At 49.2% G+C, this 16,118-nt stretch carries 11 protein-coding genes; 2 read left to right on the top strand and 9 right to left on the bottom strand.

All coding sequences use genetic code 11. The annotated features are described in order from the left end of the window. Positions 1-10 precede the first annotated feature (10 nt). Positions 11-3,610, bottom strand: coding sequence for a hypothetical protein (locus tag ACO0LI_RS05170; RefSeq protein ID WP_423031391.1), 3,600 nt, complete (start codon positions 3,608-3,610; stop codon positions 11-13). Between the two features lie 385 nt (positions 3,611-3,995). Here ACO0LI_RS05170 and ACO0LI_RS05165 point away from each other — a divergent pair, with 385 nt between their 5' ends. Continuing rightward, positions 3,996-4,670 (top strand): LysR substrate-binding domain-containing protein, encoded by a 675-nt coding sequence (locus ACO0LI_RS05165; RefSeq protein ID WP_423031389.1) that lies wholly within the window; start codon positions 3,996-3,998, stop codon positions 4,668-4,670. A 194-nt stretch (positions 4,671-4,864) separates the two neighbouring features. Here ACO0LI_RS05165 and ACO0LI_RS05160 read toward each other — a convergent pair whose 3' ends face one another. The 4 genes from ACO0LI_RS05160 to ACO0LI_RS05145 all read right to left on the bottom strand — a co-directional run bounded on the left by ACO0LI_RS05160 (position 4,865) and on the right by ACO0LI_RS05145 (position 9,434). After that, positions 4,865-6,865 (bottom strand): DUF3732 domain-containing protein, encoded by a 2,001-nt coding sequence (locus ACO0LI_RS05160; RefSeq protein ID WP_423031387.1) that lies wholly within the window; start codon positions 6,863-6,865, stop codon positions 4,865-4,867. Positions 6,866-6,867: 2 nt separating this feature from the next. Then, positions 6,868-7,362: a three component ABC system middle component gene (locus tag ACO0LI_RS05155; RefSeq protein WP_423031385.1), complete on the bottom strand. Its 495-nt coding sequence runs from the start codon at positions 7,360-7,362 to the stop codon at positions 6,868-6,870. Beyond that, positions 7,362-8,564, bottom strand: a complete 1,203-nt coding sequence (locus ACO0LI_RS05150; RefSeq protein ID WP_423031383.1) for an ABC-three component system protein — start codon at positions 8,562-8,564, stop codon at positions 7,362-7,364. Before ACO0LI_RS05150 ends, ACO0LI_RS05155 begins: the two co-directional genes overlap by 1 nt. A gap of 456 nt (positions 8,565-9,020) precedes the next feature. Further along, entirely contained in the window at positions 9,021-9,434 is a 414-nt protein-coding gene (locus ACO0LI_RS05145) for an Rrf2 family transcriptional regulator (protein WP_423031381.1), read from the bottom strand. A gap of 164 nt (positions 9,435-9,598) precedes the next feature. On the opposite strand from ACO0LI_RS05145, the gene ACO0LI_RS05140 reads away from it, so the two are divergent. Next, positions 9,599-10,579 carry an alpha/beta fold hydrolase gene (locus ACO0LI_RS05140; RefSeq protein ID WP_423031379.1) on the top strand — a complete coding sequence of 327 codons (981 nt, stop codon included), beginning with the start codon at positions 9,599-9,601 and terminating at the stop codon, positions 10,577-10,579. Between the two features lie 237 nt (positions 10,580-10,816). On the opposite strand, the gene ACO0LI_RS05135 is transcribed toward ACO0LI_RS05140, so the two are convergent. The 4 genes from ACO0LI_RS05135 to ACO0LI_RS05120 all read right to left on the bottom strand — a co-directional run bounded on the left by ACO0LI_RS05135 (position 10,817) and on the right by ACO0LI_RS05120 (position 15,941). After that, a complete protein-coding gene (locus tag ACO0LI_RS05135; protein WP_423031377.1) occupies positions 10,817-11,377 on the bottom strand; it encodes a hypothetical protein in 561 nt (186 codons plus the stop codon). Between the two features lie 239 nt (positions 11,378-11,616). Continuing rightward, positions 11,617-12,861, bottom strand: a complete 1,245-nt coding sequence (locus ACO0LI_RS05130; protein ID WP_423031375.1) for a Zn-dependent hydrolase — start codon at positions 12,859-12,861, stop codon at positions 11,617-11,619. A 22-nt stretch (positions 12,862-12,883) separates the two neighbouring features. Beyond that, on the bottom strand, positions 12,884-14,296 hold the full coding sequence (gene hydA, locus ACO0LI_RS05125) for a dihydropyrimidinase (protein WP_423031373.1): 1,413 nt from the start codon (positions 14,294-14,296) through the stop codon (positions 12,884-12,886). A gap of 196 nt (positions 14,297-14,492) precedes the next feature. After that, the gene (locus ACO0LI_RS05120; RefSeq protein WP_423031372.1) at positions 14,493-15,941 is read right to left on the bottom strand and encodes an NCS1 family nucleobase:cation symporter-1; all 1,449 of its coding nucleotides are present in this window, start codon (positions 15,939-15,941) and stop codon (positions 14,493-14,495) included. Positions 15,942-16,118: the final 177 nt, after the last annotated feature.

Here is a 16,118-nt window from a genome sequence, read left to right as displayed (position 1 = left end):
TCCTGTTGACTCAATGTTGTGGGGCTGCAGGTGGACGCCAGTGGCTGATGCCAGGTTCGGGCCGTCCATCTTTGCCAGCCAGCACTTCATAATTGAGCGCAAACAAGTTGCGCAGCAGGTCAACCGTAATACGCGCCGCAGTGAAATTGCCTGTGCTGGCAAGGAAAACGCCAGCCGGGTCATACAAATCCATGCGGTAGTCTTCAGGCTTGGCACCACTGCCAGTATGACCAAGTATAAAGATATGGCCTTTGGCCTCAACCGCCATATCAAGCAGGTTGAGCTTGCCAGGGCGCAGCGCCATCACCGGCACTTTGGCCAGCGCCTTACCCTCGGGGTTGCTAAAGTAATTGACCGGGTTGCCATTCACGTCGAAACACTGGACCCGTGCATTGCCTGACTCCAGCACCAGCACGCGCCCGTCAACAGCCAGGGCAACTGCTACCGGTGTCTTGATGAGACCATGGCGCTTGCCCTCACCCGATATCAGTGTAGCCAGCGGCGCACCGCTATCGCTGCCAGCCTGTGCCGACAATCTGATGCGGAAGATTTTATGAATACTGCGGCTGATACCAAATACATAGCCATGCGGGTGTACTACCATCTGGTCTATGCTGTCAGGGAAACGCCCCCAGCTCTGGTTGGCAGTAGCATTGAATTCTGGCGCACGGCCATACTGCAAAGCCACCCGGCGCAAATGGAAACCGCCGTCAGGATTATTGGTTTCATGATAGACACCACGGCTGGGGTCGATCAGGAAATTGCGGCCACTGCCATCATCAGGCGATACCACGTCATAGCCTATGCCTCCACCCCCGGTAAAGCCCACATGCTGGGTGGCATACGCTTTTTGCGGATGCTGCAACACCGACAGGTTTTGCGTGGTGTACATGCTGGTATTGGTCGCAGGCCGCGATGCCACATCAGGCGGCAGGTGCAGGTCCGTGGCTTTCCAGGCATAGCCTATCATTTCCGGATACTGCGCCATGGTGATGGAATGCAGTTTTTCGATGATGCCGTGCTGGCTGGAAGGTGACTTCATCGTCGCCAGCGGTGCTGGCCCGGCCTGCCAGACATGCTCACCATTTTGCATGACGATTTTTTCCTGGTGTTCATACACAGACCAGGCACCGAGCGGCACTTCATTGATGTCGATTTCTATAGGTGGCACAGTCAGCACAGCCTGGCCGTTGCTGCCCTCGGCCTTGAGCCAGCCACTCGCCCCCTGCCCCGATTGCCAGCCATTCTCGGCATAGAAGAATACCAGCACGCGCAAATTGCCCGCCGCAGGCACACCGTCAAAGCTGACTGAGATATCGTCGCTGATGGTTTCTGGCGGCAAGGTCTTGACCAGCTTGGGCAGGGTCGCCCCATTGTCATAAGCAATCACCACACTCAAATGATGGTGGTGATCAGGGAATTTCTTGTACAGCTTGCTGGACGTGATCGTGATGCGTAAGTCTATGCTGCGGGTGACTTCAGTAACATGGGCACGTGGTGACTGGCGTATGGCGCTGGTGGTCTGCGCCAGTTGCGCCGCAGTAGCAGCAATATCAGCCAGTAACAGGGCAACGTTGATAAAAGGGATGGCTTTCTTGGCAGCGCCAGTGGCGATCATCTCGGCAATGATTTGTGTTACCTGGCCGAGACCTGCCTTGGCCAGCACAACAAGCAGCTTTTTACCCACTGTCCATGCAGCCTTGGCTGGGTTATCAGCAAAACCGATATACATCCCCACAAAGGCAGCCAGCAATGCACCATAAACCGGTTTTTGCTTCAGCAGTTTCATCATGCCGCCCGATGCCGTCAGGGCGGCACCTGCTACCAACAGCATCGTTGGCAGCGCCATTTCTATGACCACCGTCATGATCACGCCTGGCGGGCAAGCCACCGGGTCATTTGCACCGCAACCCAGGCCACCCCAGGTGAAACGAAGGGTGCCGGCATCATGCGGCACCGGCACATTGAAATGAGATGAATCAGCAGACAGGGGGATACCCATAATGGTTTCTACCGGATCCACCATGCCCACATAGCGTTTATAGGTGTCGCCGTCAAACACCGAGTCTAGCAAGGGGAAGCGTGAAGACCAGTTCTCAGGTGCCTTGGCCTTGCCGCTGGCATCAAGAAACTCAACATAGCAAGACAAATGACGCAACCAGTGGTTTTTCACCACGATGGTCAGGTTGCCATTGGCACCGCTGGACAACACGGGAAAGTGAAACACTTTCTTGGCTTCATCAACTTTGCCTACCGCAAAATACGATTTGCCAAAGCCAACGCCATTCGAGGTGATCAGATACTGCAAAATCGTACCGCCACCCATCAGCATGCATTCCACTTGGGCATATCTGCCGCTGGGCGAAACAACCAGCGCCGCATAATGGCCCGGAGTATTAGGCAAGGCCCGCAGCGGCCCCGTCATATCATCAAGTACGACAAACAGGTTCTGGTCGGCCAGTGCCTTTTGTGCTTCTTCATCAAAGGCATACGCGGGTTTATCTTCACGGCTGGACCATGTACCCTCGGCCCGCCAGTTGCTGCCCGCAGGTGCTGCCTGGTAACGCACATCAGGCTCGAACACCAGGCCGTCAGTTGGCGTCAGGTTCTTCAGCTTCCAGCGTACATCATTTGCGCCACGCAGTTTTTCTGCTCGCAGCTTATGCTTGGGCTGTACCTTGCCATCATAGGCGGCATCTGTCGTGCCATACTGGGTAGACCAGGTCTGACCGCGCAATTCTTCTGCCTGGCTGGCATACACCAGCGCCCGCGACAGCGCCTTGCTAACAGCATCAAGCACATCCTGATGCAAACCCATGGCAAACACCGGCTTGCCTTCATCGTCCACTGCGGGCTGGTCACCGTCATATACGCGCTCGACCGTTGACCAGTCATCAGGATGCTCAAGTATCCTCAGCACCAGCAGGTTGAATTCATTCAGGGCGCGTCGTATACACGCCTCGATCACCGTCACCGGCCCGCCCTCGGTCGCCGCCTGATTGAGATTGATCAGCTCAGGATGTTTGAACAGCAGCGCCACCGCAGTCTCATACGCATCCTGGTAATTGGCGATATGGTCAGGCGTGGTCTCCAGCGCCTGCAATTGCGCCGACAAGAAATTTTGCCCAAACTGGCGATAAGCCAGTTTGGGATGCAAGGCTTCATCAGGATTGGCACGCAAAAGCTTGCGTCTGACATCGCGCAACCTCGCATCACGCGGCACATGGATACCCATGGAAATCGTGCGCTCGGTTTCATACCCATCCACGATCACCGGCGTAGTCACCCACATCAACGCCACCGCATCAGACGGCAAAGGCACCTCAGCATAATGACTGACGACTTCGTCAGGCACCATCTTCAGGAAACCGTTTTTCTGCCGCCCCTCAACCAGCGACTGCTCAGTATGCGGCGTAATATCATATTCATTCATCGCCACATGCAGCTTGAAGCTGGGTGCAGGGCCAGCCGCAGCATGCAAGGTCTTGCTATTGGAATCGGTGACAGCAGAGTCAGAAGAATCAGAAGGGTCAGAAGTCCGGGCTGGCAAATGCCGCGCCAGATCAAAATGAAGAAGGTGGCGCTCAGTCGCGCGCTCAAGCAAAGCCATGCATATTTCCTTTGATGAAAAAATCAACGTAGAGAATTACTGCAAATAAATAAAATGGATGGGACGAACAGAAAAGGCAGAAAGCAAATGGAAGCTGGCAAAGTATCCATTATTCGGGCAGTGATCACAAGAACAATTTTTACAAATTGTTACGAGTTTGGAAAATTTATAGTGTGCGATGTATAAGCCCTGACCAAATATGAACACAGGAATGACTGGCTTAATCATGGATTGAAACGACACCTGGATGCTCTTGGCGTTTTATCGCGCTGGAGCAAGCCCTGAATGCGTGACTATTTTTGCGCGCACCTTCAGGTTATGTGGCAACACCGACAGGCGAACATGCCCTGGCAGCGGCCGAGATGATGGAAAGGCCTCGGACAAATTGCAGCGCGAAATCGCCGGGATAGACAACCGCCTGTCAGGCGTAGTGCGTGTTGCCACGTCAGATACCATGGCCAGCCACTTCGTCATCCGCGCCATGCAAAAGCTGCACGCCCGCCATCCCGATATCCGCATCGTGTTGAGCACCGCAACACAACTAAGCAACCTCACCCGGCGCGAGGCCGACATTGCCGTACGCCTCGTCAGACCCACCGACCCCGACCTCATAGCCCGCAACCTGACCAAGCGCAAGCTGGGCCTGTTCGCCGCAAAAACCTATCTGGAAAAACACGAAGTAACAGCAGACAGCAAAGGCCTCGACGGCCACGACATCATCACCTACCAGCACCGGATCGCACCCCGCCACGCAGAAAAAATCTGCGGCCTACCCATCGCCAACGCCCGCGTCACCATGGAAGTCAGCAGCGCCATGATGATGCTCGAAGCCACGCGCGCTGGCTTGGGCATAGCGGAGCTTGCTGTCCACCTCGCAGAAAACGATCCACTACTCACCCGCCTGTGGCCAGAACGCGAAGATAGTTACGATGTATGGCTGGTCATGCATGGCGATCTTGCCCGTACGGCGCGGGTCAGGGCTGTGGCGGATGCAATTGCTGGGTGTTTTCCGGGGAAAGGTCGAGAGGAAAATAAAAAAACTTGTTCGATCATTATCTAATGATCAGAGATGACATATCTACCGTCGCTCACGTAGTGCAATCTGCTATCAATTTTCCTGAGATACTAGATAAAACTGGTTGCGCGCAGCTTGATTGATATGCTCAATGAAAGGTTTAAAAGCTTATGGAATTTCTATTACCTTGATCATTGACCATAAGTGCACCTGCCACGAAACGTCAAAAAAATAATGGCTCAATGCTTGAGCGCACGAATCCAATTTTTTGGAATTAATCCTTGATCTTCCGCTTTCCAATTTGCCACTTCAATTGCACTTAAACACTCACCCCAAATTGATTCATCGGCATGCTCAAGCACAATAATTTGATAATTATACGAAGCGCGCTGAAGGCCTAATTCTAGCATTTCAAAAATACGTTTTGTTGCATTAATATCAAAGTTACGGTCTATCCTTAATTGAGCTAGAGCCAAAGGATCAGAATCCAATTCGTTAGCGCCAGAGGCGGCACTTGGAAAATACACCTGGCTTGGTTGATCAATAACTAGAAAACTAAATACTGGTGAATTGATCTGCTCTTCTTGCGAAAAAAATTCATGTAATGCCATGAATGCAGCAATGTGATATCCCATCCAATTCGCGCCACTACCAACCTCCCAAAGATATTCTTTTTTGGCTTTTGGATGTTGCAGAAAACTCAAAGTCAATTCGCTTTTATCCAAATTAATACTACCTCGCCTCTCCAAGCCAAATCCTTCCGCATACACCTCGATGAGATTGCTAATCTGCGCGTCGACCTTTGCCTCTCGCACACCTTTCCCTGATTGCGCAAAATACGAATCCAATTCGCGTATTTGTTTTGTTAAATGTGAGATTTTCTGTGATGTTTCATCCTCGTTTTTCAATGTCGCGAATGCCGATATTAAAGACTGAATTTTCCCCAATAAAATATATACGCGGCTCAACGAGTCTTTAGTTGCGGTTTCAATTTTTGCCAATTCAATTCTTGCGGCGCGTTTTTCTTGAAGCCCATCTGTTAAATCTCTAAGTAACTTCTTGGCTGCCTCAATTTCCTTTTCCACAATTGGATTTTCGAAAAGTGCTCGCGAAAGATTGCCTACACGATTGACCTCAGAATCCAGTCGAGAAATTACACTACTTAGCTGATTTGTGCTGGAACCACATGCAATACATTCATTCTCATTTCCTATATGAGACTTTAACCAGTCCAAATTTATCACGCGATCTCGCTCACGATTAACAGCGCCCCTAAAATCAGTAGCACGCGCAGCCAATTGCTCCAAGCCTCTAACTTGTCTTCTCGAAATATCAACTTGCTTTTGAAGTTGTTCTTCTTGAGCTAACGTCTCTTTATATTTTTGATTTGTATAGGAAAAATTTGGTTTAGTTAAAACGTCTTCCAACCCTTTTTTAAGAAATAAAGAGTTTATTTGAACGAATTTTTCCACCTTCTTTCCTGTACTAAGAACTTCATCAACTTGTGCCAACCCTAATTCAACAGCTTCATCCCATAATCTGTTAACGTCAGAGTCCCAAGTCTTCATTGAACGACGCAATGTATCCCGCTGTTTAACAAGCTCATCAAGAGTTCTTTGCAATTGAACCCGTTCCCGTTCCTTGGCAGCATATTCGTTATCAATAATTCCTAATGCAAAGGGCATAACCTTCTTGAGTTTTTCTTTATGGTCATACGAATCAGCTTTATAAAAAAGCGTATTAGGATTTGCTACGATATGTTGAGGCAAAAAATTAAATGCCGCCAGATCTCGATATGAAGGACGTCCATCATATTGACCAATTTCAGTTTCCGTAGTCAAAGGGAGATTTGTAAGACGAACCAGATTATTAAAGGCTTGCTTGAATTGCGCATCAGTATGAGTTGATACTATGCTACGCGGAACATCATCATTTATCGTATCAATGAAAAATTCTTTACTTGCCTGGCGCTCCCCTGGTGTATGCCTGGCAATAACCACTCTTTGCCCTTGAACTAGCAGAACAAGTCCAAACCATTCAACATTATCTCGAATTACACCTACAGGAATGGCGCAGCGTGTCGCTCCCAAGCAATAATCGATAATTGCAAGAATAGATGATTTCCCAGTACCACTTCGGCCATGTATGATATTAATTTTTCCAGGAACGAAATCCAATACAAACATTTCATTTTTCTCGTCTTGTGGCCACAAAACAAGCTGTTCGATTGTAAAGCGCATGCTTATTTCCTCAAAAATTGACTATATAATTCTGCAGTCGATGCATCTTTGAACCAGTTGGCGAGGCGATCTATTGCGTTTAGCATTTCGGCCGGCGCAGTAACTGGCTTACTTTTTTGTGGCCATCGGTCAAATGTTGTAGTGAGGCATGGAACATCTCGATCAAATTTTCGTTCTAATAAACCGCTTGCGCATCCCAAATTTAATCCTTGGAGTGTAGCTGCAGAAAATGCACTTATTCGATCTTGAAAATCGACTTTGATCAAGGGTGAATCAGATAAAACAGCGTGTAAGGGAGTTGATGCCTGACGCGACTGTATTGCAGAGCAACTAGCCTTGTGCCAGCAAATCGGCAGTATCAGCAATAGTTTCATCAATTCAGGACTCGCAGTTTTTGCAGTAAGCTGTTCATAAGAGTGAACAAAACTTACAAGCAAAAAACAAGCGAGCGCGCTGTTTTGTATAAGATTTTGATCAATGTATCCATGGTTACTCATTACTCATCACCTTCTGGCTTAGCGAAATCGGCGTGCCAATGAACATAGCACTCAGAACTCTTTTCGTTAGCAAGAGCATGATAATTTCCAGCAGTGAAATACCATTGTGTAGATTTTTGATGTCCCAAACTTGCTTGATACTGCCCATCCATGGTTTCGACATATATAGCCTTAGCCATAGATATCTCATCAATTGTAAGACCTTGTAATTCGATGTTGGTTACGATCTGCTGCCAACGCCCATAAAGCTCTGCATTTCGCGCATCCCATTCCGAAGGTAATATATTTCCTTCTTCACGGAGGCGATTTCTTTCAGAATAAAATCCCCAATAATGTTCCAACGCGAGATTGCAATCTTTTAGTTTTGCATTGAAACGTCGCATTTGGTGTAAAAATAAATGGTCGTTAGTATCATTATTTAAGAATGCAGAAATATCCAGAGAGAAAAACTGCTGCTCTACAAATTTCCTCATGCGACAGCCATTGATTTCCGCATGCAATCTTCGTGCAAAAGGCTCCTTTTCAATCCATACCGCTTTTTTGTTTTGCCAAGCCTCTGTACATGTGTCGACCAACAAACCAAGTACTCCCTGATAAATATCATTACTCTTTGGTGAAATCTCTTCAGGAAGATGAAATAGCTGAATTGTAGATTCTTTGGGGTCGCTGCCCTCGACAGTACCATTCTTGTCCAATAATATAAGCTGACGGACAACGACGCCTAATTCTTCATCAGTAAAAGAAGCTACCGCTTTTGCACTTTCTAATGCTTTACCCTGAATTTTCTTTGCGCGTTGGCGAATTTCCGCAATGCAATTAGCGATTTCATCTTCTTGCTTTGCCTCTGACAATTTTCGCGCAAACGCGCTAGCCGTCACCTCTTTGTTGGTAACAAGACAGAAAATTAAACTATCTGTTTGCCCACGTCGCGCGTGAATCGCATCAAGCCATATGTGCAACGTATGCCAGAGATTCTTACCACTGTCCTGAAAAGGATGTCCAGATTGTTGCGTGGAAAATTTGTCTTGTTCGAACTCAATGTCTACTGACCCATCTGACTTTTTGACAACGGCAACTACGTCATCATCAGTTTCAATGCCAATTACGATCGAAGGGGATTGACTAGAAAATAAGCGATATAACGCACGCTGAAATTGATAGATATACCCAACAATTTTGGGGCCAGCAGAGACAGTAGTCATGCGATTTATCATTCACATATGTAATTGTTTAGGATATCGCCGCCAATAGCAGGAAGAGTTTAAAGTTTTACATCGTTCATTATTTTACCGAAAAAAATAATAATAAAAAAACATTTTAATGCAATTAACACAAATTAACGATGCGGGAGAAAAAGTGGCAATTGCTTTTCTTATGACTGACGCTATCATTGCAGGGCACGAAGATGATGCTTGGTGGAGTGAGTCTGACGGTGTAGATAGCATCATCTGGATGCATCTTTACGAGCAGCAGCGGACACAGGCCATGGTTGATCACGTCCCTCAGACATGGCCAGTCGGCATATGTTTGAGATGTCTGCTGTGGACACTATACGGCTCGTTGCCAACTAAGGACTGGAGGCGACACTGAATGTACGTACGGAGCCTGTTCAGGAATCGAACCGAAATAATGGAGTGATGTGAACGCAGTTGGCTTTTTTAAGTCTTGCTGACCGGAATAAAATCAGACAGCATGAGCTTGCCAAATTCTTCAAGCAAGGCTTTTTCGGCATTCATGAAAGTACGGTCAAGAACACTGGTGACTGCCTGCTCTACCGGACAATCAGGGTGATCATCTGCTGCACCCATGGCGTAGACTGCAGGGCGGTCAAGGGCCAGATAGATGTCAAGCACACTGACTTTTTTCAGATCCGCAATGACTTCCCAGCCACCTCCCCTCCCCTGTGTAGAGCGTACATAACCGGCATTTCTCAAACCCGACATGGTGCGTCTTACGACGACAGGATTGGTTTTGAGCATTTTCGCAATGTCTTCTGAGGTAGCAGCGCCCTGTCGACCATGGATATGTATCAGCACATGTAGCATGCGCGCCAGTCGGTAATCGAGTCTCATTTTTATGTCCATTGCCAGTAACTTGATACGATATCGTAACATATAGAGTTGCAGTATACTTTTTTACGTGATATCGTAACTTCAAATATTGCAATATGAGAAAATTACCGCGCCACTTCCCAGCACGAATGCGAATGCAGTGCGCGCCACCTTATGGAGTGCTTATGACTAACTTGATATATCGCCGGGTGCAAGCGAACGGCATCACTATGAATGTTGCAGAACAGGGTGAGGGGCCGCTTGTTTTGCTATGCCACGGTTTCCCGGAAACTTCTTATGCCTGGCGGCATCAGATTCCGGCACTGGCGGCTGCAGGATATCGTGTTGTCGCGCCGGACTTGCGTGGCTATGGTGGATCAGACAGGCCAGCCAGGGTAGATCAATATACCTTGATGCATCTGGTGGGCGATATGGTCGGGCTTCTCGATACTCTTGGTGCTAAAGATGCGGTGATCGTCGGCAATGACTGGGGAGCGACACTGGCATGGCAGGCAGCACTGATGCGACCCGACCGTTTTCGTGGCGTGGTTGGAATCGGTGTGCCGCTGATGGGGCAGCCACCCATGCCACCGACGAAATTATTTCCACAAACGGCCTTAGAACTGTTTTATACCCTGTACTTTCAGGATGAAGGCGTGGCAGAGAAGGAATTTGAAAAAGACATCGCAAGCACCTTACGTAAAATACTCTGCGCAGCATCCGCTGAAGCAAGAAGTGATGAGCCAGGCCAGGCCGCAGCGAATCCCTTCAGTATGGTGTCGCGTGACTATGGCTTGCTTGCATCACTGCCTTTACCTCTACATTTACCGACATGGCTCTCACAAGCTGATCTGGATGAATATATTAAAGCGTATGCCATCAGCGGCTTTCGCGGCGGTTTGAATTTCTACAGAAATCTGGATAGAAACTGGGAATTACAATCTGCCTTGATAGGCATGCGGGTAGATGTACCTGCACTATATATAGCAGGTGAAGCAGATGCGGGTTTAAACATGCCAGGGATGGAAGAGATCATCGCAAACATGCCTGCACTGGCACCTATGTTACGCGGCTGTATAAGGATACCTGAGTGTGGCCATTGGGTGCCACAAGAAAAACCTGAGGTCGTCAATAAAGCGATTATTGATTTTTTGCATGCGCTTTAAATAGCAAAAAATTCCCACTTTTCGCCATTACAACTCGCAAAAATAATGCTCGCTGTAAAACTGGTTCAGATCTGATATCTTCCAGTTTTGCAGCGAGCATAGTTTCAAATCCTGCATAAATCACTTCAGATGTAATACTTCACCACTACAGCCCTACCCCAACTTTGCATACTCAGCAATGAGAAGCGATCTGTACTTGGTTAAACATTCAAGCAAGCTCTGCCGCCTGCACTATCATTAACTTTTACAATCACCAGAAATGACAAGCTTTATCTTATTTTCATATTCCATTTCCCATGCAAACTTTTCTACTTCGTTTGCCTGAATAGCCAGCCTCTTTGAAGTCAGTGCGTCTTGTGCTTGTAACAGACATTTATCGGTTGATGGACTATTTTTGTCCAGCATTGATAGTTCTTGAGCGGTGATTTTATAAGCTTTTGATTTAAGTATTTCCAGCACCTTTTCCTCAGCCACTTTTTCAGCCTCATCATTCTCAGCAAGTTTCTTTACTGGTGCTTCGAAGCACTCGGCTTCCTCAATTTTATTGACATACCAGCTTGCTCCGGAATCAAATGTTCTTAACCAGGCAACCTGCTTCCCTGCATAACCGCCAAAGGAATTTTTGGAATTGACTTCAAGGCAGGCGCGATTTTTGTAGACATATGATTCTCCCCATTTCGCCGAATCGGGGTCTTTGAGTTTTTCACGAACTGCCCTTCGCATGGCATTATCAAAAGTTGTGCTATCGCAGGCGCCAAGACAGAGAAGCAATGCTATTAACAGTAATTTAGTCTTCATACTCACTAATCATCCAGAATTGAAATAGTTATCCATACTACACAAAATATATTCATATTCTGAAAATCAAGCCGTATCAAAAATAAATATTTATTTATTAATACCGTGAAATAAAGATCATCACAAGAGAGGAATTCAAAAATAATGTTAAATCCATACGAATTCCTCTCTCAAAAAAAATTGCAGCAGACGCTCTTGATAAATCAGGAGCTTAGCAAAATTTGTTTGAGTAAAATAAATTATCCGACCACCCCAGCACGCCCCAACATCGCATGCAACAACACATTGCACCCCGCCTCCAGGTGTTCTGACTTCGCATCTTCAATTTCATTATGGCTGATACCGTCCTTGCAGGGCACGAAAATCATGCCTGATGGGGCCAACCTGGCGGTGTAGATGGCGTCGTGGCCTGCGCCGGAGACTACGTCCATGGTGCTGTAGCCCAGGGTAGCTGTCGCTTCGCGTACGGCGTTGACGCAGTCTGGGTGGAAGGGGCATGGGGGGTAGTAGGATACGCGTTCTACACTGATGCTAAGGCCGCTGTCCTTGCTGGTCTTGTCGACGAAGGCGAGGATTTCATTGTGCATGGTGTCGAGCAATTCTGAGGACACGTTGCGCAGGTCTATGCTGAATTTGACTTCACCGGGGATGACGTTGCGGCTGTTGGGGAAAACCTGCACCATGCCTACCGTGCCACGGCCATAGGGTGGGTAGCGGTTGCCGATGTTGACGACTTCTTGCATGATTTTGGTGGAGATTTGCAGGGCGTCTTTGCGCAGGGCCATTGGCGTAGGGCCTGCGTGGGCTTCCATGCCGGTGACGACGCAGTCGTACCATGAGAGGCCAAGCACGCCGGGGACGACGCCGATGACTTTGTCGGCATCTTCGAGCACCGGGCCTTGTTCTATATGGGTCTCGAAGTAGGCACCTATTGGATGCTGGCCTGGCACTTCTGTGCCTTTGTAGCCTATGCGTTCAAGTTCATCGCCTACGGTTTTGCCTTCTGTGTCTTTGGCGGCGTAGGCATGTTCGAGTGTGAATGCGCCGCAGAACACGCCTGAACCCATCATGACGGGGACGAAGCGTGAGCCTTCTTCATTGGTCCAGAAGGCGACTTCGATTGGTGCCTCTGTTTCTATGTTGTGGTCATTGAGGGTGCGCACGACTTCGAGCGCGGCCAGCACGCCGTAGTTGCCGTCGAACTTGCCGCCGGTGGGCTGGGTGTCGATATGGCTACCGGACATGATGGGTGGCAGTGCCGGGTTCTTGCCTGCCCTGCGCATGAAGACATTGCCTATCTGGTCTATGGTGACGGTAAGGCCTGCCTGTTTGGCCCAGGAGACGACGAGGTCGCGGCCTTGTTTATCAAGGTCGGTCAGGGCCAGGCGTTTGACGCCGCCTTTTTGTGTGGCACCGATTTGTGCGAGTTCCATCAATGAGGCCCAAAGGCGTTGGCCATTGATACGTAGATTTGCGGTAGTCATATAAATCTTTCTTGATAATTTCTTACGCACGCATTTTATTCAGCGCTTGAAACATGGGTGAGAAAGACGGACGCTTAATATAACGCCCTGCCCCCATTTCTGCCATTAATTCACCCTGTTTGAACACCAGCTTGCCACCGCTGATGGTGTGGGTTGGTATGCCTTTGACGGTGCGGCCTTCAAAGACATTGAAATCGCCTTTGGAAAATTGTGTCTTGGCTGACAATGTCTTGGTGCCATTGACATCCCACAGGACGATGTCGGCATCTGCGCCTTCAGTAATGATGCCTTTGCGTGGATAGATATTGAAAATCTGTGCGCAATTGGCGGAGGTGACCTTGACGAATTCTGATGGTGTGAGGCGGCCAGTATTCACGCCTGCATCCCACAAGATCATCATGCGTTCCTCTACGCCGCCGCAGCCATTGGGTATCTTGGTGAAGTCGTCCTTACCTGCTGCTTTTTGCTCAGCACAGAAAGTGCAGTGATCGGTGGCAGTGGTATGCAGGTTGCCGCCTTGCAAGCCTTGCCACAAGGCTTCCTGATGATGGCTGCTGCGGAAAGGCGGGCTCATGACGTGGCCTGCCGATTGTACAAAGTCCGGATTCTTGTAAACGCTGTCATCGACAACAAGGTGGCCTGCCAGCACTTCACCAAACACGCGCTGGCCGTGGGCACGGGCGCGTGTGATGGCGTCCAGCGATTCCTGGCAGGATACATGGACGATATACAGCGGGGTGTTAAGCACATTGGCAATGGCGATGGCGCGCTGTGCGGCTTCGCCTTCTACCATGGGCGGGCGCGACAGAGGGTGGGACTGTGGGCCAGTCATGCCTTTTTTTATGAGCTCTTGCTGCAACATATAAACGAGTTCACCGTTTTCTGCATGCACGGTCGGTATGGCACCGAGTTCCAGTGCGCGGGAAAAGCTTTTGACGAGGATTTCATCATCGGCCATGATGGCATTCTTGTAGGCCATGAAATGCTTGAAGCTGTTGACGCCATGTTCATTGACGAGCTTGCCCATGTCGGCATGGACGGTTTCATCCCACCAGGTGACGGCGACGTGGAAGGAGTAGTCTCCGGCAGATTTTTCTGCCCAACCGCGCCAGATATTGAAGGCTTCCATCAGGCTTTGTTGCGGGTTGGGGATGACGAAGTCGATGATGCTTGTGGTGCCGCCCGCCAGGCCAGCGGCCGTGCCGCTAAAGAAATCATCTTGCGTGACCGTGCCCATGAAAGGCAATTGCATGTGGGTGTGCGGGTCTATACCGCCGGGCATGACGTAGAGGCCGCCAGCGTCGATGATTTCAGCACCCGCAGGTGCTTGCAGGTTGTCGCCTACGGCGATGATTTTGCCATTGTCGCAGAGGACATCGGCTTTAAATTCGCGGTCTGCGTTGACGACAGTGCCGCCGCGTATCAGGATGGTCATGGCAGTTCCTTCATTAATTCATTGGGTGTGTAAATCACAGGGGTCGTTTCTCGTAGGTTGTGCGGCCTTCGTAGATTGGGCTACGTTTCACCAGCCCAACACTCGGCCCTAGCAAACGTATACGTTTTTAAAGGCCCAGTGTTGGGCAGATAAGGCGATGCCCAACCTACGTTAATATCTCCGTGATTTTGCACATTCAAACCTTCTTACCACTCATCAAACCCATATACACCACACCGGACAAGGCAAGGCCGACAAACCAGGCGTAGGTGTAAATGGTTTTTAATACTTCTGGAATAGCCGGGAAGCTGGCAGGAAAAGCCGCATTCAAAAAACCCGGGATATTCGGCAAGACGCCGATCACAAAAGCGATCACGGCGGCCATGTTCCAGCCATTTTTATAGCTGTACTTGCCTTCATCCTGGTACAGGGCGTTGACATCAATTTCTGTCTTGCGGATGAAGTAATAATCAATAATCAAAATACCAGCGATGGGGCCAAGCAAGGCAGAATAACCGATCAGCCAGGTGAAGATATAACCCTGGGTAGATTCCAGAATCTTCCATGGCATCATGATCAGGGCGATGGAGGCGGTGATATAGCCACCGGTTTTATACGAGATCAGCTTGGGGTTCAGGGCCGAGAAATCATAGGCCGGGCCGACGAGGTTGGCGGCCAGATTGACGGATACCGTGTCTATCAGCAAGATCAGCAAGGCGATCAATACGGCAATGCCTGTCATGCGGCTGGCAAGATCTACCGGGTCCCACAGGGCTTTACCGTAGAGGACGACGGTGGCAGAGGTCACGATCACTGCCAGCAGCGCCAGCAAGCCCATGGGTGCAGGCAAGCCTATGGTCTGGCCGAGTATCTGGTCTTTTTGTGATTTTGCGAAACGGGTAAAGTCAGGAATGTTCAAGGCCAGGGTAGCCCAGAAGCCGACCATGGCTGTCAGTGAAGGCCAGAAGGTGCTCCAGAACTGCCCGGCTTTTTTACCGCCTTCGACGAATTGCGATGGTTGATCCAGCAAAGGGCCGAAGCCGCCAGCCTTGTTATAGACCCAACCGAGCAGAACGAAACAGATAAGAATTTTTAAAGGCGCAGTATAGGTTTCCAGCTTGCGTATGGATTCCATGCCATGGAAGATGTACCAGAACTGTATGGCCCAGAAAATCAGGAAGCACACCAGTTGTGCGGCATTAATGCCCAGACCGGCAATATTATCACCACCGAGAGGATGACCGATCAACACCCCACCCAGGGTATAAATCATTTGCCCGCCAAACCAGGTTTGTATGCCATACCAGCCACAGGCGACGATGGCACGCATGAGGGCCGGCAGACGTGCACCACGCACACCAAAGGAAGTACGCGCCAGCACGGCATAAGGAATGCCGTATTTGGCACCGGCATGGCCTATCAGCAACATGGGGACGAGTACGATGGCATTGGCAATAAACACGGTCACTACCGCCTGGTAACCTGACATGCCGCCTTCGATGAGGCTGGCCGCCAGGGTATAGGCCGGGATACACATGACCATACCCACCCACAAAGCGGCAAAGTGATACCAGCGCCAGGTGCGCTGGGCTTCTGAAGTAGGTGCTAAATCCTCATTCCAAAGTTGCCCGCTTTGTGTCTGCATATACTCTCCATTAGGTGTCAGCAAGTGAATTAGCGATACATTCAAGACCTCTCAACACAGAGGCACAGAGACACAGAGAAAATCAAGAGGAAAACCAAGTGGCTCCCTTACACTTCTCTGTGTCTCAATACTCAGATACTGAATGATCTTTATATATCTACTTTATAGCAGATTTAT

This window comes from Undibacterium sp. Tian12W (assembly GCF_049339405.1).
Taxonomy (GTDB): domain Bacteria; phylum Pseudomonadota; class Gammaproteobacteria; order Burkholderiales; family Burkholderiaceae_D; genus Undibacterium.
This window is presented reverse-complemented; position numbering and strand designations above follow the sequence as displayed.

Coding starts and splice junctions, on each gene's coding strand:
- ACO0LI_RS05170 (WP_423031391.1), bottom strand. CDS start 3,610: ATGGCTTTGCTTGAGCGCGCGACTGAGCGCCACCTTCTTCATTTTGAT.
- ACO0LI_RS05160 (WP_423031387.1), bottom strand. CDS start 6,865: ATGCGCTTTACAATCGAACAGCTTGTTTTGTGGCCACAAGACGAGAAA.
- ACO0LI_RS05155 (WP_423031385.1), bottom strand. CDS start 7,362: ATGAGTAACCATGGATACATTGATCAAAATCTTATACAAAACAGCGCG.
- ACO0LI_RS05150 (WP_423031383.1), bottom strand. CDS start 8,564: ATGACTACTGTCTCTGCTGGCCCCAAAATTGTTGGGTATATCTATCAA.
- ACO0LI_RS05145 (WP_423031381.1), bottom strand. CDS start 9,434: ATGAGACTCGATTACCGACTGGCGCGCATGCTACATGTGCTGATACAT.
- ACO0LI_RS05140 (WP_423031379.1), top strand. CDS start 9,599: ATGACTAACTTGATATATCGCCGGGTGCAAGCGAACGGCATCACTATG.
- ACO0LI_RS05135 (WP_423031377.1), bottom strand. CDS start 11,377: ATGAAGACTAAATTACTGTTAATAGCATTGCTTCTCTGTCTTGGCGCC.
- ACO0LI_RS05130 (WP_423031375.1), bottom strand. CDS start 12,861: ATGACTACCGCAAATCTACGTATCAATGGCCAACGCCTTTGGGCCTCA.
- hydA (WP_423031373.1), bottom strand. CDS start 14,296: ATGACCATCCTGATACGCGGCGGCACTGTCGTCAACGCAGACCGCGAA.
- ACO0LI_RS05120 (WP_423031372.1), bottom strand. CDS start 15,941: ATGCAGACACAAAGCGGGCAACTTTGGAATGAGGATTTAGCACCTACT.